The organism is Hoeflea phototrophica DFL-43 (assembly GCF_000154705.2).
GTDB lineage: Bacteria > Pseudomonadota > Alphaproteobacteria > Rhizobiales > Rhizobiaceae > Hoeflea > Hoeflea phototrophica.
On sequence record NZ_CM002917.1, the window covers coordinates 4,378,801 to 4,402,396 of the forward strand.

General features: G+C 61.6%; 24 protein-coding genes. 12 read left to right on the forward strand and 12 right to left on the reverse strand.

The window, feature by feature from the left end; translation table 11 throughout:
• The first annotated feature begins 23 nt into the window (after positions 1–23).
• The 3 genes from HPDFL43_RS20745 (at position 24) to HPDFL43_RS21525 (ending at position 2,116) form a co-directional block, all read left to right on the forward strand.
• Positions 24–308: a hypothetical protein gene (locus tag HPDFL43_RS20745; RefSeq protein WP_156970356.1), complete on the forward strand. Its 285-nt coding sequence runs from the start codon at positions 24–26 to the stop codon at positions 306–308.
• A gap of 74 nt (positions 309–382) precedes the next feature.
• Positions 383–1,615 (forward strand): dual-specificity RNA methyltransferase RlmN, encoded by a 1,233-nt coding sequence (gene rlmN, locus HPDFL43_RS20750; RefSeq protein ID WP_007199395.1) that lies wholly within the window; start codon positions 383–385, stop codon positions 1,613–1,615.
• A 9-nt stretch (positions 1,616–1,624) separates the two neighbouring features.
• Positions 1,625–2,116, forward strand: a complete 492-nt coding sequence (locus tag HPDFL43_RS21525; RefSeq protein WP_007199396.1) for a hypothetical protein — start codon at positions 1,625–1,627, stop codon at positions 2,114–2,116.
• Here HPDFL43_RS21525 and HPDFL43_RS20760 read toward each other — a convergent pair whose 3' ends face one another.
• The 3 genes from HPDFL43_RS20760 to HPDFL43_RS20770 all read right to left on the reverse strand — a co-directional run bounded on the left by HPDFL43_RS20760 (position 2,117) and on the right by HPDFL43_RS20770 (position 4,559).
• Positions 2,117–2,764, reverse strand: a complete 648-nt coding sequence (locus tag HPDFL43_RS20760; protein WP_007199397.1) for a LysE family translocator — start codon at positions 2,762–2,764, stop codon at positions 2,117–2,119. It abuts the gene before it with no gap.
• Positions 2,765–2,826: 62 nt separating this feature from the next.
• Positions 2,827–3,639, reverse strand: coding sequence for a hypothetical protein (locus HPDFL43_RS20765; protein WP_007199398.1), 813 nt, complete (start codon positions 3,637–3,639; stop codon positions 2,827–2,829).
• Positions 3,640–3,704: 65 nt separating this feature from the next.
• Positions 3,705–4,559, reverse strand: a complete 855-nt coding sequence (locus HPDFL43_RS20770; RefSeq protein WP_007199399.1) for an SDR family NAD(P)-dependent oxidoreductase — start codon at positions 4,557–4,559, stop codon at positions 3,705–3,707.
• A gap of 198 nt (positions 4,560–4,757) precedes the next feature.
• Between HPDFL43_RS20770 and HPDFL43_RS20775 the strand changes: the two genes are divergently transcribed.
• Together HPDFL43_RS20775 and HPDFL43_RS20780 are read left to right on the forward strand one after the other, a co-directional pair.
• Positions 4,758–5,987: an argininosuccinate synthase gene (locus tag HPDFL43_RS20775; RefSeq protein WP_007199400.1), complete on the forward strand. Its 1,230-nt coding sequence runs from the start codon at positions 4,758–4,760 to the stop codon at positions 5,985–5,987.
• 154 nt (positions 5,988–6,141) lie between these two features.
• Positions 6,142–8,193, forward strand: a complete 2,052-nt coding sequence (locus tag HPDFL43_RS20780) for a M3 family metallopeptidase (RefSeq protein ID WP_007199401.1) — start codon at positions 6,142–6,144, stop codon at positions 8,191–8,193.
• A 49-nt stretch (positions 8,194–8,242) separates the two neighbouring features.
• Here the strand turns inward: HPDFL43_RS20780 and HPDFL43_RS20785 are convergent, their stop codons facing one another.
• Positions 8,243–8,824, reverse strand: coding sequence for a VOC family protein (locus tag HPDFL43_RS20785; RefSeq protein WP_007199402.1), 582 nt, complete (start codon positions 8,822–8,824; stop codon positions 8,243–8,245).
• Positions 8,825–8,978: 154 nt separating this feature from the next.
• Here HPDFL43_RS20785 and HPDFL43_RS20790 point away from each other — a divergent pair, with 154 nt between their 5' ends.
• The 5 genes from HPDFL43_RS20790 (at position 8,979) to ppa (ending at position 13,677) form a co-directional block, all read left to right on the forward strand.
• Positions 8,979–9,440 (forward strand): YybH family protein, encoded by a 462-nt coding sequence (locus HPDFL43_RS20790; RefSeq protein WP_052093242.1) that lies wholly within the window; start codon positions 8,979–8,981, stop codon positions 9,438–9,440.
• A gap of 285 nt (positions 9,441–9,725) precedes the next feature.
• On the forward strand, positions 9,726–11,552 hold the full coding sequence (gene typA / locus HPDFL43_RS20795) for a translational GTPase TypA (protein WP_007199404.1): 1,827 nt from the start codon (positions 9,726–9,728) through the stop codon (positions 11,550–11,552).
• Between the two features lies 1 nt (position 11,553).
• Entirely contained in the window at positions 11,554–12,213 is a 660-nt protein-coding gene (locus HPDFL43_RS20800; protein ID WP_007199405.1) for a chloramphenicol acetyltransferase, read from the forward strand.
• Between the two features lie 203 nt (positions 12,214–12,416).
• Complete coding sequence (locus tag HPDFL43_RS20805; RefSeq protein WP_007199406.1) at positions 12,417–12,926, forward strand: GNAT family N-acetyltransferase; 510 nt, start codon at positions 12,417–12,419, stop codon at positions 12,924–12,926.
• A 217-nt stretch (positions 12,927–13,143) separates the two neighbouring features.
• Complete coding sequence (gene ppa / locus HPDFL43_RS20810) at positions 13,144–13,677, forward strand: inorganic diphosphatase (protein WP_007199407.1); 534 nt, start codon at positions 13,144–13,146, stop codon at positions 13,675–13,677.
• 50 nt (positions 13,678–13,727) lie between these two features.
• Here the strand turns inward: ppa and HPDFL43_RS20815 are convergent, their stop codons facing one another.
• Positions 13,728–14,036 (reverse strand): DUF167 family protein, encoded by a 309-nt coding sequence (locus tag HPDFL43_RS20815; protein ID WP_040450662.1) that lies wholly within the window; start codon positions 14,034–14,036, stop codon positions 13,728–13,730.
• Entirely contained in the window at positions 14,033–14,326 is a 294-nt protein-coding gene (locus tag HPDFL43_RS20820) for a YggT family protein (protein WP_007199409.1), read from the reverse strand. The genes HPDFL43_RS20815 and HPDFL43_RS20820 overlap by 4 nt, the downstream gene beginning before the upstream one ends.
• A gap of 279 nt (positions 14,327–14,605) precedes the next feature.
• On the opposite strand from HPDFL43_RS20820, the gene HPDFL43_RS20825 reads away from it, so the two are divergent.
• Entirely contained in the window at positions 14,606–15,907 is a 1,302-nt protein-coding gene (locus HPDFL43_RS20825) for an MFS transporter (RefSeq protein ID WP_007199410.1), read from the forward strand.
• On the opposite strand, the gene HPDFL43_RS20830 is transcribed toward HPDFL43_RS20825, so the two are convergent.
• From HPDFL43_RS20830 to hemC, 6 genes are all read right to left on the reverse strand, one after another.
• Complete coding sequence (locus HPDFL43_RS20830) at positions 15,858–16,595, reverse strand: glutamine amidotransferase (RefSeq protein ID WP_007199411.1); 738 nt, start codon at positions 16,593–16,595, stop codon at positions 15,858–15,860. The genes HPDFL43_RS20825 and HPDFL43_RS20830 overlap by 50 nt on opposite strands.
• Positions 16,576–17,064: a tellurite resistance TerB family protein gene (locus HPDFL43_RS20835; protein ID WP_007199412.1), complete on the reverse strand. Its 489-nt coding sequence runs from the start codon at positions 17,062–17,064 to the stop codon at positions 16,576–16,578. Before HPDFL43_RS20835 ends, HPDFL43_RS20830 begins: the two co-directional genes overlap by 20 nt.
• Positions 17,065–17,085: 21 nt before the next feature.
• A complete protein-coding gene (locus HPDFL43_RS20840) occupies positions 17,086–18,978 on the reverse strand; it encodes a heme biosynthesis protein HemY (protein ID WP_084594809.1) in 1,893 nt (630 codons plus the stop codon).
• A gap of 10 nt (positions 18,979–18,988) precedes the next feature.
• Positions 18,989–20,542: a mitofilin family membrane protein gene (locus HPDFL43_RS21530; protein WP_169743272.1), complete on the reverse strand. Its 1,554-nt coding sequence runs from the start codon at positions 20,540–20,542 to the stop codon at positions 18,989–18,991.
• A gap of 81 nt (positions 20,543–20,623) precedes the next feature.
• The gene (locus HPDFL43_RS20850) at positions 20,624–21,343 is read right to left on the reverse strand and encodes a uroporphyrinogen-III synthase (RefSeq protein WP_169743273.1); all 720 of its coding nucleotides are present in this window, start codon (positions 21,341–21,343) and stop codon (positions 20,624–20,626) included.
• A 22-nt stretch (positions 21,344–21,365) separates the two neighbouring features.
• Positions 21,366–22,304, reverse strand: a complete 939-nt coding sequence (hemC, locus tag HPDFL43_RS20855) for a hydroxymethylbilane synthase (RefSeq protein ID WP_007199416.1) — start codon at positions 22,302–22,304, stop codon at positions 21,366–21,368.
• A gap of 175 nt (positions 22,305–22,479) precedes the next feature.
• On the opposite strand from hemC, the gene tsaD reads away from it, so the two are divergent.
• Positions 22,480–23,574 carry a tRNA (adenosine(37)-N6)-threonylcarbamoyltransferase complex transferase subunit TsaD gene (tsaD, locus tag HPDFL43_RS20860; protein ID WP_007199417.1) on the forward strand — a complete coding sequence of 365 codons (1,095 nt, stop codon included), beginning with the start codon at positions 22,480–22,482 and terminating at the stop codon, positions 23,572–23,574.
• Positions 23,575–23,596 lie beyond the last annotated feature (22 nt).

A 23,596-nucleotide genomic window follows, 5' to 3' on the forward strand; every position in this document is an offset into this window, starting at 1 on the left:
TCATGGAAACAGGAGACCGCACCATGAGCTATTACGACCACGCAACCATGATCGCCCACCGGCTTGGACCATGGCAACAACAACCTGAGCCCCCCTTCGATGTCCCGGCCAGGCATCGCAAGCGCCGCCCGGACCGGCTTGCCAAGGGTGAGCGCAGCCCGGCGGCCTGTGACCCGGAAACCGGCGACCACGAAGACCGGGGGCGCCAACCACCTAGCAACACCGGCTGGCGCGGTATGCTCGCAAGTGTTGCGGGCCTGTTGCCGCTGGCGCAATGCAGGGGTCTGTCCAGACGCGGCAAGGCATAAGCAGACTGCACAGGTGACGTGAGCGTCAAAAGCTGGTAGGAGGCGGCCACTCTTGAAACATGACCGAGCCCGCGATGCCAGCCACCCTTGACCTGACAGACCCTTCTGCACGTCCCGTCCGCCCCGCTGCAATTGCTGCGGATGGCAAGCCTGTGCTCGTCGGCATGGACCGTGACGAACTGATCGCGGCAATGGCAGAGGCCGGCGTGCCGGAGCGCCAGCGAAAGATGCGCGTCAACCAGCTCTGGCACTGGCTCTATGTCCGCGGCTCGTCCGACTTTGCCGACATGCACACCATTTCCAAGGATCTGCGCGACAAGCTCGACGCCCATTTCTCGGTCGCACGCCCGGAAATCGTCGAGGAACAGATTTCGTCAGACGGCACGCGCAAATGGCTGATGCGGTTTCCGCCGCGCGGCGCCGGCCGGCCGGTTGAGGTCGAAACGGTCTACATTCCCGAGGAAGGCCGCGGCACGCTGTGCATCTCCAGCCAGGTCGGCTGCACGCTGACCTGCACCTTCTGCCACACCGGCACCCAGAAGCTGGTGCGCAACCTCACGCCCGAGGAAATTCTCGCGCAATTGCTCGTCGCCCGCGACCGGCTCGGCGATTTTCCGCACAAGGATACGCCGCAGGGCGCCATCGTGCCGACGGAAGGCCGCAAGGTCACAAACATCGTGATGATGGGCATGGGCGAGCCGCTCTACAATTTCGAAAACGTCAAGAAGGCACTGCTGATCGCCTCCGACGGCGACGGGCTGGCGCTCTCGAGACGCCGCATCACCCTGTCGACCTCCGGCGTGGTCCCCGAAATCACCCGCACCGGCACCGAGATCGGTGTCATGCTGGCGATTTCACTGCATGCCGTGCGTGACGAGCTGCGCGACGAGCTGGTGCCGATCAACAAGAAATACCCGCTCAAGCAACTCCTCGACGCCTGCCGCGCCTATCCCGGCCTGTCCAATGCGCGCCGCATCACCTTTGAATATGTGATGCTCAAGGGCGTCAATGACAGCCTGAGCGATGCCAAGGAACTGGTGCGCCTGCTCAAGGGCATTCCCGCCAAGATCAACCTGATCCCGTTCAATCCATGGCCCGGTTCGGCCTATGAGTGCTCGGACTGGGACACGATCGAGACCTTTGCCGATTTCATCAACGCCAATGGTTATGCTTCGCCGATCCGCACCCCGCGCGGCCGCGACATTCTCGCAGCCTGCGGTCAGCTCAAGAGTGAATCCGAGCGCATGCGCAAGACCGAGCGGCTGGCGCTCGAGGCGATGATGATCGCCGGCCACGGCGCGGATTGACGGCGCGCCATGGCTGACATCCTGCGCCCGATTATCCGGATGTTTGTCATCACATTGGGGTTTTTCGCAGCCTTCCTGGCTGCCGGCACAGCGTTTGTGTTTCTGGCGCGGCTGGTGGTGCCGGAAGATTTCGGGCGCATCGACGAGCTTGAGCTGACCGTCACACTGGCCGTCGGCATACTCGGAGTATCGAGCCTGTTTGCCCGCGCGTTGCTGCTGCCGGCCTTTGCCGTGATTGCGGGTTTCGAGTTTTTCAAGCTGCGCGACTGGCTCAGCCACGCACTGGCCGGCGGGTTGCTGGCTCTGGCGGCGGCGAGCCTTCCGCTGGCTGGGACCGCGGATGCAGCAAATGCTGGCAACCCTGCCTGGGACATCGCCATCCGCATTGCCTGCGGGATCATCGGCGCCACGCTCTACTGGCTGATTGCCGGCCGCAACGCCGGACGCTGGCTGCCGAGCGAGCGCGCGAAAGCCAACGAAACCGGCGACATCGAAGCCTGATCAGCGGCTCTGGGTCAGCAGAATCCTCACCGCAAACACCGAAAACACAGCCGCGAAGACATAGTCCACCACCCGCATTACCTGCGGCTTGCGCTTGAGCCAGGCCGACAGCCCGTTGGCGCCGAGAACAACCACAATGGCGACCGGCAGCGCAATGATGATCGACAGCACGCCGAGAAAGATCAGCTTGCCGGTTACATGCGGATCATTGACGCTGACAAATTGCGGCAGGAAGGTCATGAAGAAGATGATGACCTTGGGATTGAGAAGATTGACCCAGAACCCGTTGAGAAACGCCTTGAAATAGGACGCGTCGTTCTTGCCCGTCGCCTCGACGGCAAGCACCGAGCGGTTACGCACCGCCTGAATGGCGAGCCAGAGGAGATAGCCCGCGCCACCGGTTTTCAGAACCAGGAACGCGACGGGTGACGCAACCACCAGCGCCGAGATTCCAAAGGCAACAAGCAGCGTGTGAATGACAATCCCGAGATTGGTGCCCAGCATCGCCATCATGCCGATGGCCTTGCCATCACGGATGGCACGGCTCATCCACAGCGTCATGTCCGGCCCGGGCGTGATCGCCAGCAAGAGCACGGCAAGACTGAAGGCGGCGAGCACAGGCAGGCCCGGGATGAAGTCGGAAAGCATGGCAAGAATCCAGATTGGCCGAGCACTACCTCTAAGCTGGTTTCAGCTTGCTGCCAATCAGATCATTCGTCGAGCTGTTCCATTATTGTTGGATCGACAATATCTATCCTTGCACCAGGTTCCATACCAAATATCTGGTGAAATTCGTCAGGACTGAGCAAGGCCGCCGCCTGATCCAGCAAATGTTGGTTGCGGGCGTTGAGAAGGGCTGCATCCGGCGGAAAGAAACCGGGGATCTTCTGCGCGGCAAAGGTGTTGACCTCTGTCCTCAGTGCCAGGAGCTGGTCAAGCAACTCAGGCTTGTCGGAAAGCACTTGCCGTGCATGATCAGCAAAATCGTCAGGCAGGTGTTCCACTCGTTCCTCCATCGCTGATGGTAGCTTTGTCATCGGCTTTGCCCCGGCGCAGGCCATAAGTTTGGCCTTCCAGGCAGCATGCTGCAATCCATAAGTGCCATAAAGGAACGTGCTGATCGCATATCCGCGTGCGGCTTTCACGGTCATTGGCAGAGAACCGGCTGCTTTTGTTGCATAAAGCACCTGGTTGGCGAGTTGATGGCACACTCCATCTATGCCGTAACTGAAAATGGTGCCGCGTGCTGCCGTATTGGTTTTCGAACTGGCATTGGGAAGCACAAGGCAATCCGCGATACTGCGGTCACCGGTCTTGCTGCCAATGAATCCGGGTGGATTTCCAGGCACTCCGCCTTTTGGGTGAAACGAGCCCCAGCAGTACCAGTTGGCCTCTTTGGCCTTCTTTACCGCCGCGATATCGGGATAGGCATGCTTACGGCTGTCATAGGTGGTGATCCAAGTATGATCGACCGGCGAACCGCTGCTATAGGCCGGTACGACCCAGGCAAATAACGTGGACATGATGGCTCCTCCCTTTTGGGTGTAGGATAAGTATAATACACCCAATGAGAGAAACCAAATCATGCCTACTTTTTCAGGTATGCATCAAAATCCGCTGCACAATCGGGATGCCAGCGCGACAGGGGTGGCCGGTTCTCGATGATATCGCCTGCGGCCCAGGCAATGCGCTTCTCGTCGGTGGCGCGATCGACATCATTGTCGGGGCAGAGAATGTAGAAATCGCCTCTCTCCAGGCTTTCCATCATGAAATCGACCGTCTGCTCCGGCGTCCAGGCACCACCCGGCTTCTCGGTCCGGCCCCTTGCCGTCAGCGGCGTGTAGACAAAGCCCGGGATCAACAGATGGGCGTTGACCTGGCAACCCGCCGTGTTGCGCAACTCGTGCTGCAAGGCTTCGGTGAAGGCCTTCACACCGGCTTTGGCGACATTGTAGGCGGGATCACCGGGCGGTGTGGTGATGCCTTGCTTGGATCCGGTGTTGATGATCATCGCCGGTTCGCCATGGGCAATCATCTTCGGCCCGAACAGCCGGGTTCCGTGAATGATACCCATCAGATTGACGTTGAGGACCCGTTCCCAGTTCTCCTCCAGACCGAAAAGGCTGCTTCCGGGCTGGATGCCGGCATTGTTCATCAGCACATGAACATCGCCAAACTGCCCCGCCACCGTCTGCTCCAGAGCCGCGACAGCCTCCCGGTCGCTGACATCGGTTGCGACAGCGGCAATCCTGGCATCCGCGTTTTTCGACTGCGCGGCCACGATCTCCCGGGCATCCGCTAGCTTGCCCTGGTCATTGTCGACAAGAACCACAGCCATGCCCCGCGCCGCAAAGCGTGTCGCGGCGGCAAGACCGATGCCGGAAGCCGCTCCGGTCACAACCGCCACCTTGCCGTCCCCGAGTATCGATTGCAGATCAGCCATTTTCGTCCTCCCTTTGCATGAACACCCGTTTTGCCACAAAACCCCGCAACGGCCACCCGTCAACCCAATTGCCTACAAGCCTTGCTTGCCCGGCAAGGGCTTAACCCTTGCATGGCGCTGCAAACCGGCTAAAAGTGCCGCCAAATTCAAGGCCCCCGGCACTCCCGTCGGGCCAGACACCATAACAGGAATTCAATCATGGCAACGCACAAGGACGTCAAAAAGGTCGTTCTCGCCTACTCAGGCGGCCTCGACACCTCGATCATTCTCAAATGGCTGCAGACCGAACTCGGCGCAGAGGTGGTGACTTTCACCGCCGATCTCGGCCAGGGCGACGAGCTGGGCCCGGCACGCAAGAAGGCCGAGCTGATGGGGATTCCCGACAAGAACATCTACATCGAGGATGTCCGCGAGGAATTCGTCCGCGATTTTGTGTTCCCGATGTTCCGCGCCAATGCCGTCTATGAGGGCGTCTACCTGCTCGGCACCTCGATCGCCCGGCCGCTGATTTCCAAGCGCCTGGTCGAGATCGCCGAGGAAACCGGCGCCGACGCGATTGCCCATGGCGCCACCGGCAAGGGCAATGACCAGGTCCGCTTCGAACTCTCGGCCTATGCGCTCAACCCCGACATCAAGGTGATCGCCCCCTGGCGCGACTGGACCCTGAAATCGCGCACCGAGCTGATCGCCTTTGCCGAAGCGCATCAGATTCCGATTCCGAAGGACAAGCGCGGCGAAGCACCGTTCTCGGTTGACGCCAACCTGTTGCACTCCTCCTCCGAGGGCAAGGTTCTGGAAGATCCGAACGAGGAAGCGCCGGAATATGTCTACCAGCGCTCGGTGTCTCCGGAAGATGCGCCCGACAAGGCAACCGAGATCGAAATCGGCTTCAAGGCTGGCGACGCCGTCTCGATCAATGGCGAAACACTGTCGCCGGCAACCATTCTGGCGCGCCTCAATGATCTCGGCCGCGACAATGGCATCGGCCGGCTGGATCTGGTGGAAAACCGTTTCGTCGGCATGAAGTCCCGCGGCGTTTACGAGACACCGGGCGGCACCATTCTGCTGACCGCACACCGGGCGATGGAATCGATCACCCTTGACCGTGGCGCTGCCCACCTCAAGGACGAGCTGATGCCGCGCTATGCCGAGCTGATCTACAACGGCTTCTGGTTCTCACCCGAGCGCGAGATGCTGCAGGCAGCCATTGACCACAGCCAGCGTGAGGTCGAGGGCACCGTGCGGCTCAAGCTCTACAAGGGCAATGTCATCGTCACCGGACGCGCTTCGCCGAAATCGCTCTATGACGACGCGCTGGTCACCTTCGAGGATGACCGCGGCGCCTATGACCAGAAGGATGCCGCCGGCTTCATTCGCCTGAACGCGCTCCGGCTCCGGACCCTGGCTGCCCGCAACCGCAACAGCTAGGTTCGAAGATACAGGATCGAACAGGGCGGAGCCGGATCAGGCTCCGCCCTTTTTGTTTTGCCCTTCACGAGGCCTTGATTGCCGGGCAGCGCACGCTGCGCCTTGTCCAAGCTCCGCCGCCCGCCTACATGGAGAGCATGACAAGGAGTTTCTCATGACCCAATCCGCCGCGCCGATTTTCGACTGGACTGCGCCACTTGGCCTGCCCGAGTTCCAGGCCATTGCCGATGAGGATTTTAAGCCGGCTTTCGAACTTGGATTCGCCGAGCATGACGCAGAAATCGATGCGATTGCGAAGAACCCCGCTGCACCCGATTTCGACAACACCATGGTGGCTCTGGAGCTTGCGGGCGACAAGCTGTCGAGGGTCTCCTCGCTGTTCTGGAACCGCGCCGGTACCGACACCAATGATGCGATCCAGGCGCTTGAGCGCGAGATCGCGCCGCAAATGTCACGGCACTACTCGAAGATTGCCATGAACCGCGATCTCTTCGCGCGCGTGGACGAATTGTACCGAAACCGACACGACCTTGGTTTGACAGAGGAACAGGATCGGTTGCTGGAGCGGATCTGGAAATCCTTCATCAAGTCGGGCGCAGGCCTCGATCCCGAGGGTCAGGCGCGGCTGGCGGAAATCGGCGAAAAGCTCGCCGGGCTCGGCGCCCGGTTCGGACAGAATGTGCTGGCCGACGAAAAGGATTGGCTGCTGCTGCTTGACGACGGAGCCGATCTCGACGGGCTGTCAGATGATCTGCGCGCCGCCATGGCCGCTGTGGCAGAAGAGCTGGGCCACAAGGGCAAGTTCGCCGTCACCCTGTCGCGGTCGATCATCGAGCCGTTCCTGACCAGCAGCGCCCGCCGCGATTTGCGCGAGCAGGCCTTCCGCGCCTGGACCGCGCGCGGTGCCAATGGCGGCGAAACGGACAATTCCGCGCTGATTTCCGAGATCATCGCCCTGCGCACCGAGAAAGCCGAGCTGCTGGGCTATGAGAGCTACGCCGCGCTCAAGCTCGACAACACCATGGCCAAGACCCCCGATGCCGTTGAAGCGCTTCTCGGCGATGTCTGGACCCGCGCGGTCGAACGCGCCGAAGCTGACAAGCTCGATCTGGCCGGATTGATCGGCGAGGAGGGGGGCAACCATGATGTCGCCGCCTGGGACTGGCGTTATTATGCCGAGAGGCTGAAGGCCCGGAAGTTCGATTTCTCCGAGGCCGAACTCAAGCCCTATCTCTCGCTCGACAAGATGATTGACGCCTGTTTCGACGTCGCACACCGGCTGTTCGGCATCACCATGATCCCCCGTCCGGATATCAAAGGCCCGCATCCCGATGCCCGGGTTTTCGAGGTCAAGGACAGAAACGGTGCGCCGCTTGCGACCTTCGTGGCCGACTATTTCGCCCGTCCGTCCAAGCGCTCCGGCGCCTGGATGAGCGGGATGCAGAGCCAGCACAAGCTGCCGATGCCCGACGGAAGCCTTGGCGAAAAGCCGATCATCACCAATGTGATGAACTTCGCCAAGCCGGCAGCTGGCCAGCAGGCGCTGCTCTCACTCGATGACGCCCGCACCCTGTTTCACGAATTCGGCCACGCCCTGCATGGAATGCTGTCGGATGTGACCTACCCTTCGCTGTCAGGCACCTCGGTCAGCCGTGACTTCGTGGAGCTGCCATCGCAGCTCTTTGAGCACTGGCTCACCGTTCCGGAAATCCTCGAAAAACACGCCCGCCATTGCAAGACCGGCGAACCGATCCCGCGCGCGCTGCTCGACAAGGTGCTTTCCGCCCAGACTTTCGACGCAGGTTTCGGCGCTGTCGAATTCACCGCCTCCGCGCTGGTCGACATGGCCTGGCACACCGGCGGCGCGAAAGCCGATCCGGCGACATTCGAAGCTGAAACCCTGAAGAAGCTGGGGCTGCCCGTGGCCATCGTGATGCGCCACGCCAGCCCGCATTTCCTGCATGTGTTTGCTGGCGAAGGCTATTCGGCTGGCTATTACTCCTACATGTGGTCGGAAGTGCTCGATGCCGATGCCTTTGCCGCCTTTGAGGAAACCGGCGATCCCTTCAACCCGGAGATGGCGGAGAAGCTTCGCGCCAACATCTATTCCGCCGGCGGGTCACGCGATCCGGCAGAGCTCTACAAGGCTTTCCGTGGCCGCATGCCCGATCCCACGGCGATGCTTGAGAAGCGCGGCCTCGCCTGACCCGTTACCTGGCATGCTCATCCCATGCCGGGGCACCGCGAGCCAGGCGTCAATAGGCCTGCTTCGGCGTCCGGTCGTCCGACAGAGATTGCTGAGATCTCAGGATGATCGCTTCAATCGCGTCGGCCAGGTGGACTTCAGCGATGTTGTAGTCGCCTTTTGCGACCCGGATCTTGTGCGCCTCAAGCAGCACCTCGGCATGGGATGAGCCCGCAGGTGGCTCGAACCGGTAGGCGGCGAGCTCGATCAGAAAACCCAGCGGATCGGTGAAATAGATCGAATCCATGAAGCCGCGGTCCTTGACGCCGCTGTGTTTGATTCCGCGCTCATCCAGCCGCTCCACCGCTTGCGAGAAAGTCGCCTTCGACACGTTGATCGCCAGATGATGCACAGCACCGGGCTCGGTCGAGGTCCGTTCGGGATCGGGCTTGCGGTCCTCGCTGGTGAAGATGGTGATCAGCCGTCCATCGCCCGGATCGAAATAGAGATGGCTTTCCAAGGCACTGTCGAGATTGGGCTGTTCGAAGACGAAGGGCATGCCAAGCACGCCTTCCCAGAAGTCGATCGAGGTCTGCCTGTCCGCCCCCACAAGCGTGATGTGGTGGATGCCCTGTGCCTGCAATTTGCGCATCTTCGTCTCCCGCTACCGTTCATTCTGAAAAACAATAGCAAAAGGGAGCGGAACGGCAAAACAGCTGCGGGAGGTGTCGCAGGAACCTGATACTGACAATATTTGGCACCATCAGAGGTTAAGACATAGGGACCAATCAACCGGAGATCCACTCATGTCCACATCCTTGACCACTGCCATTTCCACGCTTGCCATGGCTTCCGCACTTGCCGCCGGCGCCGCGGCCGGGGAGCCCGAAGCCGGACAAAAGGCCATCCTGAATACCATAGCCACCATGACATCGTCCTTCGCCGCGGGCGATCTGGACGGCGTTCTGACAACCTATGAGGAGGGAGCCGCGGTTGTTTCTGCCCCGGGCCAGCCGGTCAGAGGGCGCGAGGAACTTGCCGTTATGTTCGGGCAATTCATCGAAGCAGGCATCGACTTCGACTATGGCACCCACGACGTCGTCATCGCCGGAGACATTGGGCTGCATCTGATGAAATGGACCAGCGCGACACCCGATGGCCAACAGTCGGCGCTGTCGGTTGCCGTGTTGCGGCGCCAGCCTGACGGCAACTGGCGCATGGTGATCGACCATCCCTTCGGCGACCACGTGATGGTGGACGGCAACTAGGTTTCCAGCCGGCGCGGCACGCAGGATCGTTGCAGCTTCGACCGGGGACCCTCTGCTGCACCCCGGATCCGGTCCGTACCGCCTGATTGCTCGTTTCGACCCCGGTACGATATGATCAAGAAGGGCGCTTTGCGCCCTTCTCTCGCTCCATTAAGGCTGTCGGGCAAAGATATCTTTCGCAACCGCAAAAAACCCTGTATAAGCCGCGCAAATTCCGGTCATTGCCGGCCCGCGCCGGGATCATGGTTCCGGCGCTTTTGTATTCTCCAGAATGAGACCTGACCTATGTCCCTGCGCAATATTGCGATCATCGCCCACGTTGACCATGGCAAGACCACACTTGTCGACGAACTGCTCAAGCAATCCGGTGTCTACCGCGAAAACGAACGCGTTCAGGAACGCGCGATGGATTCGGGCGACATCGAGAAGGAGCGCGGCATCACCATTCTCGCCAAGGCCACCTCGGTGGAATGGAAGGGAACCCGCATCAACATCGTTGACACCCCCGGCCACGCCGATTTCGGCGGCGAGGTGGAGCGTATCCTGTCGATGGTCGATGGCGCGATTGTTCTGGTCGATGCAGCCGAAGGCCCGATGCCGCAGACCAAATTCGTGGTCGGCAAGGCCTTGAAGGTCGGCCTCCGCCCGATCGTCGCCATCAACAAGATCGACCGTCCCGACGCCCGCGTCGACGAGGTCATCAATGAAGTGTTCGACCTGTTCGCAGCGCTCGACGCCACCGACGAGCAGCTTGACTTCCCGATCATGTATGGCTCGGGCCGCAACGGCTGGATGGATGCCGGCCCTGACCGCCCCGCCGATGGCGGATCGCTGACGCCGCTGTTCGATCTGGTTCTTGAGCATTGCCCGGAGCCCACCGTGGCCGAAGGTCCGTTCCGCATGATCGGCACGATTCTGGAAGCCAACCCGTTCCTTGGCCGTATCATTACCGGCCGTATCCATTCCGGCTCGATCAAGCCGAACCAGGCCGTCAAGGTTCTCAATGGTGAGGGCAAGTTGGTCGAAAACGGCCGGATTTCCAAGATCCTCGCTTTCCGCGGTCTCGAGCGCCAGCCGGTCGAGGAAGCCCATGCCGGCGACATCGTCGCCATTGCCGGCCTGTCGAAGGGCACCGTGGCAGACACCTTCTGCGATCCTTCGGTGGCAGAAGCGCTGACCGCGCAGCCGATCGACCCGCCGACCGTCACCATGACCTTCCTGGTCAATGATTCCCCGCTTGCCGGCACCGAGGGCGACAAGGTGACGAGCCGCGTCATCCGCGACCGACTGCTCAAGGAAGCCGAAGGCAATGTGGCGCTGAAGATCGAGGAATCCGAAGGCAAGGATTCGTTCTACGTCTCCGGCCGCGGCGAATTGCAGCTGGCCGTGCTGATCGAAACCATGCGTCGCGAAGGCTTCGAACTCGCCGTGTCGCGTCCGCGTGTCGTCATGCACAATGACGAGAGCGGCACGCTGATGGAGCCGATCGAAGAGGTTGTCATCGACGTTGATGAAGAGCATTCCGGCGTCGTCGTGCAGAAGATGTCCGAGCGCAAGGCCGAAATGACCGAACTGCGCCCATCGGGCGGCAATCGCGTCCGTCTTGTGTTCCACGCCCCGACCCGCGGCCTGATCGGCTACCAGTCGGAACTCTTGACCGACACCCGCGGCACCGCCGTGATGAACCGTCTGTTCCATGACTATCAGCCCTACAAGGGCGAGATCGGCGGACGCACCAACGGTGTTCTGCTGGCCAACCAGCCAGGCGAGGCTGTGGCCTATGCAATGTTCAATCTCGAAGACCGTGGCCCGATGATCATCGAGCCGGGCGACAAGGTCTATATGGGCATGATCATCGGCATCCATACCCGCGACAATGACCTCGAGGTCAATGTGCTCAAGGGCAAGCAGCTCACCAACATCCGCTCGGCCGGCAAGGACGAGGCCGTCAAGCTGACGCCGCCGATCCGCATGACCCTGGACCGGGCGCTGTCCTGGATCCAGGACGACGAGCTGATGGAAGTGACGCCGAAGTCGATCCGTCTGCGCAAGCGTTATCTCGACGCCAACGACCGCAAGCGGTTTGCAAAAGCCGGCGCCAGCGCTGCCTGATATGGCTGAGGCGCGTGAGGTCGATCTGGAAAGCTGGTCACGGGCCGGACAGTTCAACCTGTTCCGGAGCTATGACCGGCCCCATTTCGCCACCACCGCGCGCGTCGATGTCACCGCCCTGATGACCAAGGGCAAGTCCGCAGGTGCATCGCCCTATCGCGCCTTTATCCACGCCATCGGCGCGGGGGTTCACGCCGTTCCCGCCCTCAAGATGCGTTTCATCGGCGATCAGGTTTTCGAATACGGTGCAATCGCACTGTCGGCGACGGTTCCACGCCCCGGCGACACCTTCGGCTACGCCTATATCCCCTATATTGCGGATTGGGCGGAATTTGACCACAGCTGCAAGGCGATCATCGAAGAAACCGCCCGTGGCACCGACTTCGGCGCCAACACCGGACAGCGCTTTGATCTGGCCTATCTCTCCTGCCTGCCGTGGATCGATTTCACCGCGCTCGACAACGCGTTGCCGGGACCGGATGACTGTATCCCCCGCTTTTCCTGGGGAAAAATCGTTCAAGGCCACGACGGCCGCTGGAGCTGCCCGGTCGCGGTGCAGGTTCATCATGCCCTGGTCGATGGATTGCAGGTTGGCCAGTTTTTCCAGGCCGCACAGGCCTGCCTTGACCAGTTTGCGGACACGAACACTGACACCGCCTGATCCGGTTTGACACCAAAGCGCCCTTTGAACTGACAGCTCCAGAGCCGGAAATGGCCGGGTTACAGCAAAGTTGCGCCCTTGCATTAATTCTTAACAAACGGTTAACTCGTTTGGCGCCGTCCACAAAACAATGCTGTGGGCAGACCTGCAAGCCCGGCGCTAACCGCCTTATGCGGATGTCCCGGGATCGGTAGTATGGATTTATGAGCAAGACACTCACGATTGACATCAGGCATGCCGAACCCCAGGACGCCGAAGCTATCGCCGAGGCACACCGGGCGGCATGGAGTCATGCCTATACGGGAATCCTGCCGCACAAGGCGTTGCGCCAGATGCTCGAACGTCGAAATGTTGCCTGGTGGCGCCGCGCGATACGCGGTTCCACATCCATCCTGGTGCTCGATGTCGGTGGCACCATTGCCGGTTACGCGACCCTTGGCCTCAATCGCGCCCGGTCGCTGCCGCAGGAAGGCGAGATTTACGAGCTCTACCTCCGGCCTGAGTTCCAGGGCGTGGGCCTGGGCAAAAGACTGTTCAATGAAGCCAGACAGTTGCTGACCTCGCTCGGCTGCAAGGGCATGGCGATCTGGTGCCTCGAGGAAAATCATCAATCCGTGGATTTTTACCGCTTCCAGGGCGGCCGCGATGTTGCCGAAGGTCACGAGACCTTCGATGGCAAGACACTCAAGAAAATCGCCTTCATCTGGGCCTGACCTCAGCCTCACAATCTCATCAGCAGCCAGTGCCAAGCATCATGACCTAAAGTCCGGTTGCGTCCGGGCAGCTTTGGCTTTAATCCCGGGGCCGCAAGTGGCGTTTGCAGGCTCATATCCTGCACCGGCGCCGCAAGGCAGTTTCAGGCACGCAGCCACGGCCCATGACCCAAGCATGGCGCTGAAATGCGGGCCACCTAAAAAAATTGGAGCGATCATGCGCATAGACGCAATCACCATTGGCGAAAAACCGCCACACGACGTCAACGTGATCATCGAGGTGCCGGTTGGCGGTCATCCCATCAAGTATGAGATGGACAAGGATGCAGGCACCCTGGTGGTGGACCGGTTCCTTTACACACCGATGACATACCCGGGCAATTACGGCTTCGTTCCGCATACGCTCTCCGATGACGGCGATCCAATCGATGTGCTGGTCTGCAACACGCGCCCGCTGATCCCCGGCTGCGTGATCAATGTCCGTCCGATCGGCGTGCTGATCATGGAAGACAATTCCGGTCAGGACGAGAAGATCATCGCAGTCCCATCGGCGCATCTCACCAAGCGTTATGAAGGTGTCAACGACTACACCGACATGCCCGAAATCACCCTGCAGCAGATCGAGCACTTCTTCGAGCACTACAAGGATCTCGAGCCCGGCAAATGGGTCAAGATTGGCGGCTGGCGCGATGCAGAAGTCGCCCGTAAGCTGATTGTGGAAGCGATCGACCGGGCCAAGGCAAAGGGCTAAGGCCGGGCCGTGAGACCACGGGGTCCAGCCTCGCAGTAGCGCGACAGGCCTCAGGCCAATCCATCCAGCTTTGCTGCCAGCTCCTGCGGGTCACCCTCGAGCCGCACGGTCTTGGTGCGGCTGTTGGCGCCGGAAATCACACGCACTCTCGATTTTGCGAGTTTCAGGCGTTTTGCGAGAAAGGCCTCAAGCGCGCGGTTGGCCTTGTTGTTCTCGGCCACGGCGCGAACTCTGATCTTCAACCGCGTCTGGCCGGCAGCATCGGCGACTACGCCGTCAATGACGTCCGACGCCGCGGAAGGCGTGAGCCTGACAGCGAGGTCAATCCCGCTGTCTGAGGCCTGGAACCAGTTGCTCAGCGCAGGAAGATCGGGGCGATCGAGGTCGCAATGAAGGTGCGCACGAAGAAGATCGCGATCAGCAGCACGATGGGCGAGATGTCCAGACCACCAAGATCGGGCAGAATCCGGCGGATCGGTCGCAGCGCCGGTTCGGTCGCCTTGTAGAGAAACTCGCCGATCATGCCGACAAAGCGGTTGTTGGCATTGATCACATTGAAGGCATAGAGCCAGGAGAAGATGGCGCTGCCAATGATGATCCAGGTGTAGATACCCAGCGCCAGGTCGATGGTTTGAAAGACTGCAATCATAATGCTCTCCGGCTTTTCGTCGCGTGAGCGACATGTAGACACTCGAACCCGGGGCGGCAAGGGCGTTGCACCATCAACTGTCCGGCAAGGTTACCGCCGATCATGTCCGCAGTGCTCAACATCGAGGCCAATCCCCCTTGCGCGGTCCGGGCCCCTGCCACACCTTCTCTGGCGTCCAGCCTCCGCAGGTGTATAACGGGGGAAACCGACCTGATTGCAGGCCTTTATCATCGCGCTCCCGGGCTGATCCTGGCATGAGCGCGCAGCCGGACACATACAATGCAGATCCCTTTGCACGCGGAAGACCGCTTTGCCGCCTTTCGCCATCGCGCTTTCGCTTTCTATTTCATTGCCCGGTTTCTCTCGACCTTCGGTCTGCAGATCATCAGTGTCTCGGTGGGCTGGCAGATCTATGATCTCACCCGCGACCCGTTCGACCTGGGACTTGTCGGGCTGATCCAGTTCATGCCGGCACTGGTCCTGATCCTGTTCACCGGCTCCGCCGCCGACCGCTACGGCCGCCGCACCATCATGATGATCTGTGAGGTCATCATCGGCCTGTGCGCGCTGGCATTGGTCTATTTCGCCTGGAAGGGCCTGGTCTCGCCCCTGCCGATTTTCGCCGTGCTGCTGGTCATCGGTATCTCGCGCGCGTTCTTTGCACCCGCCTCGCAGTCGCTGGCGCCCAATCTGGTGCCGGCCCGTGATCTTCCCAATGCAATCGCCTGGAATTCGACCTCCTGGCAGACGGCAACCATCGTCGGCCCGGTGGCGGGCGGCCTGCTTTACGGTCTGGGCCCGATGACACCCTATCTCACCGCTGTGGGCTTTTTCGCGCTCGCCACGGTGTTCATCACACTGGTGCCGCCGCCGTCGCAGCGCTCACGCGGCCAGGCCCAGAGCTGGGACACGCTGATGGCCGGTTTCAGCTATGTGCGCAACCAGAAGATCGTGCTGGGCGCCATCTCTCTCGACATGTTCGCAGTCCTGCTGGGCGGCGCGATCGCGCTGATGCCTGTTTTCGCCCGCGACGTGCTGGAACTCGGCCCCACCGGGCTCGGCTGGCTGCGTGCAGCGCCGGGGATCGGCGCCATCGGCATGGCGATCTATCTCGCCTCGCGCCCGGTCAAGCGCCACGCCGGCAGAGCCATGTTCATCGCGGTTGGCGTGTTTGGCGCAGCCACCATGATCTTCGGCCTGTCGACATCGCCATTGTTGTCCATTGCAGCCCTTATCGTCATGGGCGCCTCCGACATGATCTCGGTCTATGTCCGCCAGAGCCTGGTGCAATTGTGGACGCCCGACGAGCTGCGCGGCCGGGTCAGCGCCGTCAACATGGTGTTCATCGGCGCGTCCAACGAGCTGGGCGAGTTCCGCGCTGGCACCATGGCAGCACTGATCGGACCTGTGGCCGCGGTGGTGATCGGCGGCGCCGGAACACTCGCCGTGGCACTGGCCTGGAGTTTCGGATTTCCCGCCCTCAGGCAGATCCAGTCACTCGACAAGGATGCCGAGGAAAGCCGGGCCACCCTCAGGGCAGAGTTGGAACGGCAGGAAAAATCCGGTCCAGGAACCGCTTGAGCCAGTCAAGCAAAGCCGCATCATGAACCAGGCGGCCATCAAGATGCTGCCGTCCCTGCTGCGCCCCGGGCAGATCGAACCTGTGCGCGCCGCGCACGGCCCAACGATGCATCATTGCCAGCGTCAATTCGGCATGAAACTGGATGCCCCAGGCGTTGTCACCATAGCGGAACGCCTGGTTCGGATAGGTTTCGGCCGTGGCCAGAAGTGCTGCACCCCGGGGCAAGTCAAAGCCTTCGCGGTGAAACTGATAGACCATGGGCGGCCAATCCATCATCGTCTGCCCGGCAGGCGTGGCCTCAAGCCCGTACCAGCCGATTTCCACCTGGCCGTCGTCGCGGGTGGCGACCCGCCCACCAAGGTGGTTGACCAGGATCTGCGCGCCCAGACAGATCCCGAGATAGGGCTTGTCTGACTTCAGGATCACATCCATGAACCGGGTTTCGCGGCGAACGCCTTCGTCATCATCATTGGCGCTCATCGGCCCACCAAACACGACAACGCCGGCGTGATCATCAAGATGATCCGGCAACGGATCACCCAGAACCGGACGCCTTACATCGGCCTCATAGCCCATCCGATCGAGGATCTGGCCGACCCGTCCCGAACTCGAGGTTTCCTGATGCAGAATGATGAGAATGCGGCCACTGCGTGAGCCAGCCCTGAGCTCAAACCCCGTCACTCTCATGCTCCCCGCCATGGATACCCGCATCCTTGAGCGCCCGTTGCCGGGCAAGCACGCGGTCGCGGCTCGATACGCCCATCAGATCTGAAATCCGCCAGACCACATGGTCTTCCAGTTCATGGCGATGGCCGTCGGCATAGGCGAGCCGCCACAACAATTCGATGAAATGCACCTTGGCCTCAGGATCGAGGCTGCGGTTGAGCACGCTGGTGAAGGAATAGAGGTCCACCGATTCCCGATCCGCCGCTTCACCGGCCTCGAGCAAAACCTTGGCTGAGTTGCCGCTGTCGGCATATTCTTCGGCGATCATGGTCTTTAGGGCTTCTGCCTCAGCCTCATCAACGACGCCATCAGCGCCAATCACGTGATAAAACAGTGCGACCGCGGCCACGTCGGGATCACTGGCGTCAGGCCCCGAGCGCTGGTTGTCACCTTGCAAGTTGCTCAGGAAAGCCCGTATCTGCTCAAGCATGCCTCGTCCTTCTCAATAGTCTCAAAACAGCCGGAAACGGCCTGGTTTTTCAGGCTCCGCGTTTTCGTCAACGCCCGGATCATCGGGGCGGTGGGTCAGAAACGCCGCTTCCCTGGCCCGTGCTTCCTCTTCCGGATCGAGCTTGGTTTCCGGTTCGGATTGAGGTTCCGGTTTGGTTGCAGCCGCAGCCTTTCCGTTTCCGCCGCCATTCCCGGACTCCCCCGCCGGGTCTTGCGATTTGGTGGATCCTGCTTTGTCGTCCGCTGCCGCATCAACGCGGCCACCCGGCTGGTCATCAGCCTTGGCTGCATTCTTAAGCGCCTCATTCTCAAGCAAGGGATCCGCATCGGCAATCGGGGTTGGCATGGGATGCGGAATATCATCGATCTTGGCCACCGGCGCCAAGGCCCCGGCCACAGGGTCAGCCAGAGCTCCGGCCGGTGCCTCAGGTGCCACGACCGTGACAGCCTCCGCAGCGGCAACCTCCACAAGCGCTTCCGGTTCGGGATTCACAACAGGGCCTGAAGGCGCCGCAGGTTCGGCCACTTCACGCACCGGAGGCAGACTGGCCATGGCCCGGTCGAAGGACTTTTCCGGCATATCCGCATCATAACGCGGGCCGGAGAGTTGCTCCACCGGGACCTTCCATTCGAAGGCGTCGAGCTTGCCGGTGACCGGAGACACCGGCTCCCAGGTTTCAGACACGTAACCGTCCGCGGTCCAGGCCGGATCACGCGGCGCGCGCACAGCCTGGCTCAGCCAATGCCGCACGCGGCCCTCATCACCGGTTTCAGCTTCCTCGATATCGGCCAGCAGCAGATAGATGCCCTCGCAGGGCAAAAGCCGTGCAGAGGCTTCGGCTTTCTGGCGTGCAAGATCAAAGCGCCTGGCTTCGAGCGCCGCTCTGGCAACGGTGTCATAGGCCTGGGCATTGAGCGGTTTGAGCTTCTCAAGCCGCTCGGCCCGCTTCAGACGGTCCGCCGCGGTGTCGCCAATGCGCGCGCGCACATAGGCGTCCGCGATCTCCGGATGCGGATTGACCTTCCATGCGCTTTCCAGAATCCGCGCGGCCTTGCGCAGATTGTCATTGCGCAGCAGCGCCTTTGTGGCAATCACCGCCGCTGGCGCGAAGCCCGGCGCAACCTTGAGTGCGGCCAGGGCATCGTCGCGCGAGCGCAAGGGATCGGCATCGAGGCGGTCACGCGCCCTTGCAGTCAGAAGCACAGCTTTTTTGCGGTCTGCTTCCAAAGCTTCAAGGGTTCCCGCCTGCCGTTGAGTGTCGAGCAGCCTGAGTGCTTCGTCCCACTTGCCCTCCTGGGTCCGGAAGGACAAGGCGGCAGCACCGGCCCATGGCAAATGCGGCGCCAGTTCGGCTGCCTTCTCAGCATAGTGATGCGCTGCCTCGGTAGCCCCTTGCCGTTGGGCTTCGAGGTAAAGCCCGCGCAGACCCAGAAGACGTGTCTCGGGATCCTCGGCCAAGGCCTCGAACTGCTTGCGGGCATCATCGTTGCGGCCCTCGATCAGGGCCGTCTGCACATCAAGCAGATGAATCAGAGGCTCCTGGTCGGCGCTGAGCAGACCTCTCGAGCGCTTGTTCATCTTGCGCGCCGTCATGGCATCACCGGCACCGGCGGCCAGAAGCCCGGTCGACAGCGCCTGATAGCCGCGGTCGCGCTTGTTGGCGCGGAAATAGCGGCTGACCAAACGTGGAGACAGCCAGATCGTGCGGATCAGCCACCAGGTGATCATGACGGCTGCAACCAGCGACACCATCACGGTGACGGCGGTCATCAGCGACATCTCGATACGGCGGTCCTGCCAGACGATGGAAAGATCACCGGGACGGTCGGCCAGCCAGGCAAAGCCGAAACCCAGCACCAACACCAGCGCGACGAAGAATAACAGACGGATCATCATCGATCTCCTAGTTGGCCGGTGCTTGGGAAGAAGCAGGCGCGGCAGGCAGTGCCCCGCCGGTCAGCGACGACGCGATAAGCTTTTCGGCACGCGCCCGTGCTGCAAGCGAATCGCCGAAGTCCGACGTTGCCGCCAGCGCGGCTTGGGGCAGGGTGTTCCATTCGCTCAGTGCCGCATCGAGATTGCCGTCAAGCAGCCGCGCCTCGGTCCGCGCGACAATGGCATCCGCGGTGTCACCCTCAACTTCACCGACCGGCCGCACCTTGACCACCGACAGCGCACTCGACATCAGCCGGTCCACCAAACCCGCATCGGGATCAATCGGGTTCGCCGCGGCAATTGCCCGGTTGGCGGCATCCGGGAAGGCCTCCATCAAATCAGAACGGCTGGGCACACCGCGCGCTGCCAGATCCCTGAACTCAGAAACCGCAGGATCATCGGGCGCCACCGAGGCAAAGGCCTCGAGCTCGGACATGAACGGACCGCCACGGTCAATCGCGGTCTTCAACCCCGAGGCAGCGATGGCGCGGGCAAGATCGATCTGCCGGGACGGCTCATCAAGCTGCCCCTCCAGCGTGGCCTGCCGCTGTTCAAGCCCGGCAACAGACTCCCTCAGTGCAGCAGATTGCGACTGCAGTTCACTGACAGCGGCATTGACGCCAGACTGTCCTGCCTTCAACTCCGTGACCGCTGCGGCAAGCTCGGGATCTGCCGAAGCATCACCGGCACTTTCGGCCAGGGCCGCAATGCTGGCTTCAAGCGCGTCGAGCCGGGCAGTGAGCAGACCCAGATCCACAGTCGCGCCATCTCCCGGTGCAGCAGCCCCTCCGGCAATGGCCGCTTCAAGGCTTGCCAGACGTGCCTGCAACTCGGTGGTCAAACTGCTACCGTCATCTGAAGGAAGCGCGGACAGGTCAGCCGAAAGCTGATCGACCGTGCCTGCAAGACCATCCACGCGCGACGCCAGCGACTGGACCTGATCTGCAGAATCGGAGGACACGACCGGCACCGGCAGCAAACCGGATGTTTGCAGACCATATCCACCGCCCAATGCGATGATGGCTCCGATCAAACCGGACGCCACAAGGCCCAGCCCGCCACCCCGGTTGGCAGGCGCAGTCTGTGCAGGTTTTGGCTCGGATCGCTTTGTCTCAGCCTGTGCTTGGGCCTTTGCTTGAGGCTCCCCCTGTGTCTGGGCTTGGTCCGGCGTTGATTTGGATGCGTTCCCTTGCGCAACCGAAGCGGAAGGCCCTGATTTGGCAGTGGAGCTGGTGCCCACATCGGCAGATGCCGGCTTGGCGCCAGGTCCGGCGGGCTTCTTGTCCGTCGCAGTTTCGGTTTTTGTGGCCGGTTTCGTGGCTCCCGCAGCGGAAACCTTGGGGGTGCTGCCGGAAGATGTGGACAGTGCTGCCTCGGCAGGCTTTCCCGCTGGCTTTGCCTTATCCGTGGCCGGTTTGGTCTCGGCGCTAGATGCGCTTTGCGGCGTCACATCCTTGGCATCAAGATCGATGGTGAGCGGCTTGGGCGATTTGGAATGTCGCGGGGTGGGGCCCTTGCTCATGGCGTCTCCTGAGGGATCTGGTGGGGGCGGCCAGGTGTTGCGCATGGTCAAGTCGCAAGATGCCGCCTTGGTTCCACCAAATCAGCCCAACCCGGCCAAGGATGCAAGCAGGCTGTCCTCATCAGGGTGCCCGGCCGAGATCACACGGGCCATCCAGGTCTCGGGGAATGCACTGGAGATTTCCGGCGACAGGCACATAAAGAACGTTGATTGCAGGGATTTGTCGAGATTTTTGGTGCTGACAAGCGAACAAAAGCCCAATGCCGCATTGCTCGAATAGAACAGAGCAGCGTCCGGGGCAGGCGACAAAAGGTCCAGTATTTGCGAGTCAGTTGGATAACTTAATTGGTCCATTCTATAGGTTTCAAGAACCTTCAGTGGCAGCCCTTCCGCGGTCAATGCCTCTTCGAGAAACGGTTTTCGGGGCGAACCTGCAAGATAGAGCAGGCCAGGCCCATCAACCGCGGTGCCGGATTGCGCCGTCAATGCTCCGGCGAGATCTCGGGCTGATCCGGCCCCTTCGTGAACATCATGAAACCCGGCATCACGCGCAGCCTGCGCCGTAGCCGGTCCCACCGTGTAAACTGGAAAATGAAGATACTCAGCCGGTGCGGTGTTGCTGCCAAATATCGAGAAGGCGCGCGCGCTGGTGGCGATTAGACCGCCAACCTGCTGAACCGGTGGCAAGTCATCAGGACGGGCAGTGATTTGTGCCTCAAACAGCGGCAGGATGACCGGCTCATGGCCAAGTGTGCGAAGCCGGGATGCGGTGCGGCTTGCTCCCGGTTCCGGCCGTGTCACCAGCACCCGCATCGCCCGGCGCTCAGCTCCAGCTTTCGAAGAATTTCGATCCGGCGCGCGCCCGCACCTCTGCCCCCGCATCCGCACCGAGCTGAGCCGCGTCGGCCGCTGGGCCCTGAACCCGGATGTCATGAAACGTGGTGCCGTCCGGCGTCAGAATCATCCCGTAAAATGACACCTGGCCATTCTCCAGCGTGGCATGGCCGGCGATCGGCGTCCGGCAGGAACCGTCAAGCGCACCGAGAAATCCACGCTCGCAGTTGAGGGCAGCATGCGTGTCTGCATGGTCGATCGGTGCCAGCAATTCGGCAATCCGCTCATCGTCAAGCCGCGCCTCGATGCAGATCGCGCCCTGGCCCGGCGCCGGAGGAAAGCTTTCCGGATCCATCAGATTGGTCACCACCTCCGATTTGCCCAGCCGTTTCAGCCCGGCAAAAGCGAGCATCGTGGCGTGGACCTCGCCATCTGCAAGCTTGCGCAGGCGGGTGTCGACAAGACCGCGAAAGGTGATGACAGAAATATCTGGTCGAAGCCGGCGGATCAGCGCCTGACGCCGCAGCGACGACGAGCCGACAACAGCTTTTTGCGGCAGGTCCTCAAGCCGTGGTGCGGCACTGCTGATATAGGCGTCACGGGGATCCTCGCGCTCAAGATAGGTGACGATGCCAAGCCCCTCAGGCAAGGCTGTTGGCATGTCCTTGGAGGAATGCACCGCGAGATCGAGCCGGCCGTCGCTGAGCTGCTCTTCCAGCTCCTCGGTGAACAGCCCCTTGCCGCCGATCTCGGCCAGAGGCCGGTCGGTGATGCGGTCGCCCTTGGTCGACAGCACCACGATCTCGAATGCGGATTCGGGCAGATCATGCGCCGCCATCAGCCGTTCGCGGGTTTCATGAGCCTGTGCCAGCGCGAGCGGGCTGCCGCGAGTGCCGATGCGGTAAGGTTTCATTTGCGAGACATCCATTCAATTGTTACCGACAAACAGGTACCGGGATCACACCGCCAGCGCAACATCACCCGACCCGCCTTCGATATGGCAGTGTTGGCAAGCCGCGTCTGACAGGCTATTGCGCCACAATGGATGCAGGCCGCGAAGGCCAAGGACGCATCCCACCGACAGATCCAGGGACCCTGCACGGATGAACCGCAGCCTGAACATTCTGGGAATCGAGACAAGCTGCGATGAAACCGCGGCCTCAATTGTCTGTCGTGCCCCTGACGGATCGGGCGAGATTCTTTCCGACGTGGTGCTCAGCCAGCTTGATGTCCATGCCGCCTTTGGCGGCGTGGTGCCAGAACTCGCCGCCCGCTCCCATGTCTCGACGCTCGACCGGTTGATCAAGCAGGCGCTCGAACAGTCCAAAATGACACTTGACGACATCGATGCCGTCGCAGTGACCGCCGGCCCCGGGCTGATCGGTGGGCTGATGGTCGGGCTGATGACAGGCAAGGCCATCGCCATGGCCGCGGGAAAACCGTTTTACGGCATCAACCATCTGGAAGGCCACGCGCTGACGGCGCGGCTGACGGACAAGATCGCCTTTCCCTATCTGCTGCTGCTGGTTTCGGGCGGCCATACCCAGATTGTGTTGGTGGAAGGCGTCGACCACTATGAGCGCTGGGGCACCACCATCGATGATGCGCTCGGCGAAGCCTTCGACAAGACGGCAAAACTGCTTGGTCTGCCCTATCCCGGTGGCCCGGCCGTCGAACAGGCGGCACAGAGCGGCGAACCGGGCCGTTTCAAGCTGCCAGTGCCGATGCGGCGCGATCCACGGCTGGTGTTTTCCTTCTCAGGCCTGAAAACTGCCGTGCGGCAGATGGCCGAACATGAGACGCCGCTGTCAAAGCAGACCATCGCCGATCTCTGTCTGGCATTTCAGACCGCTGTGACCGCCAGCCTCGACGACCGCATCTCCATGGCGCTTGAACGCTTCAAGGCCCGCTTCCCGGAGTGTCAGGACCCGGCACTGGTGGTCGCAGGCGGTGTGGCCGCCAACAAGGCAATCCGCAGCAGCCTTCTGGCCCGCACGCAGTCAGCCGGGTTCCACTTCATCGCCCCGCCACTCAATCTGTGCACCGACAACGCTGCGATGATCGCCTGGGCCGGAGCCGAACGCATGGCTCAAGGCCTGCCCCCCAGCCCGCTTGATCTGGCGCCCCGGTCGCGCTGGCCGCTTGATGCTGAAGCAATTGCAGCCATCGGCCACGGCAAGCGCGGCGCAAAGGCCTGATCCGGGTCCACATCCCCAAGCA

Coding starts and splice junctions, on each gene's coding strand:
- HPDFL43_RS20840 (WP_084594809.1), bottom strand. CDS start 18,978: ATGATCCGTCTGTTATTCTTCGTCGCGCTGGTGTTGGTGCTGGGTTTC.
- hemC (WP_007199416.1), bottom strand. CDS start 22,304: ATGGATGTCTCGCAAATGAAACCTTACCGCATCGGCACTCGCGGCAGC.
- HPDFL43_RS20785 (WP_007199402.1), bottom strand. CDS start 8,824: ATGCGCAAATTGCAGGCACAGGGCATCCACCACATCACGCTTGTGGGG.
- ppa (WP_007199407.1), top strand. CDS start 13,144: ATGCGCATAGACGCAATCACCATTGGCGAAAAACCGCCACACGACGTC.
- HPDFL43_RS20765 (WP_007199398.1), bottom strand. CDS start 3,639: ATGTCCACGTTATTTGCCTGGGTCGTACCGGCCTATAGCAGCGGTTCG.
- HPDFL43_RS20830 (WP_007199411.1), bottom strand. CDS start 16,595: ATGAGAGTGACGGGGTTTGAGCTCAGGGCTGGCTCACGCAGTGGCCGC.
- HPDFL43_RS20820 (WP_007199409.1), bottom strand. CDS start 14,326: ATGATTGCAGTCTTTCAAACCATCGACCTGGCGCTGGGTATCTACACC.
- HPDFL43_RS20780 (WP_007199401.1), top strand. CDS start 6,142: ATGACCCAATCCGCCGCGCCGATTTTCGACTGGACTGCGCCACTTGGC.
- HPDFL43_RS20775 (WP_007199400.1), top strand. CDS start 4,758: ATGGCAACGCACAAGGACGTCAAAAAGGTCGTTCTCGCCTACTCAGGC.
- rlmN (WP_007199395.1), top strand. CDS start 383: ATGCCAGCCACCCTTGACCTGACAGACCCTTCTGCACGTCCCGTCCGC.
- HPDFL43_RS20825 (WP_007199410.1), top strand. CDS start 14,606: ATGCAGATCCCTTTGCACGCGGAAGACCGCTTTGCCGCCTTTCGCCAT.
- HPDFL43_RS20805 (WP_007199406.1), top strand. CDS start 12,417: ATGAGCAAGACACTCACGATTGACATCAGGCATGCCGAACCCCAGGAC.
- typA (WP_007199404.1), top strand. CDS start 9,726: ATGTCCCTGCGCAATATTGCGATCATCGCCCACGTTGACCATGGCAAG.
- HPDFL43_RS21530 (WP_169743272.1), bottom strand. CDS start 20,542: ATGAGCAAGGGCCCCACCCCGCGACATTCCAAATCGCCCAAGCCGCTC.
- tsaD (WP_007199417.1), top strand. CDS start 22,480: ATGAACCGCAGCCTGAACATTCTGGGAATCGAGACAAGCTGCGATGAA.
- HPDFL43_RS21525 (WP_007199396.1), top strand. CDS start 1,625: ATGGCTGACATCCTGCGCCCGATTATCCGGATGTTTGTCATCACATTG.
- HPDFL43_RS20745 (WP_156970356.1), top strand. CDS start 24: ATGAGCTATTACGACCACGCAACCATGATCGCCCACCGGCTTGGACCA.
- HPDFL43_RS20790 (WP_052093242.1), top strand. CDS start 8,979: ATGTCCACATCCTTGACCACTGCCATTTCCACGCTTGCCATGGCTTCC.
- HPDFL43_RS20770 (WP_007199399.1), bottom strand. CDS start 4,559: ATGGCTGATCTGCAATCGATACTCGGGGACGGCAAGGTGGCGGTTGTG.
- HPDFL43_RS20760 (WP_007199397.1), bottom strand. CDS start 2,764: ATGCTTTCCGACTTCATCCCGGGCCTGCCTGTGCTCGCCGCCTTCAGT.
- HPDFL43_RS20800 (WP_007199405.1), top strand. CDS start 11,554: ATGGCTGAGGCGCGTGAGGTCGATCTGGAAAGCTGGTCACGGGCCGGA.
- HPDFL43_RS20835 (WP_007199412.1), bottom strand. CDS start 17,064: ATGCTTGAGCAGATACGGGCTTTCCTGAGCAACTTGCAAGGTGACAAC.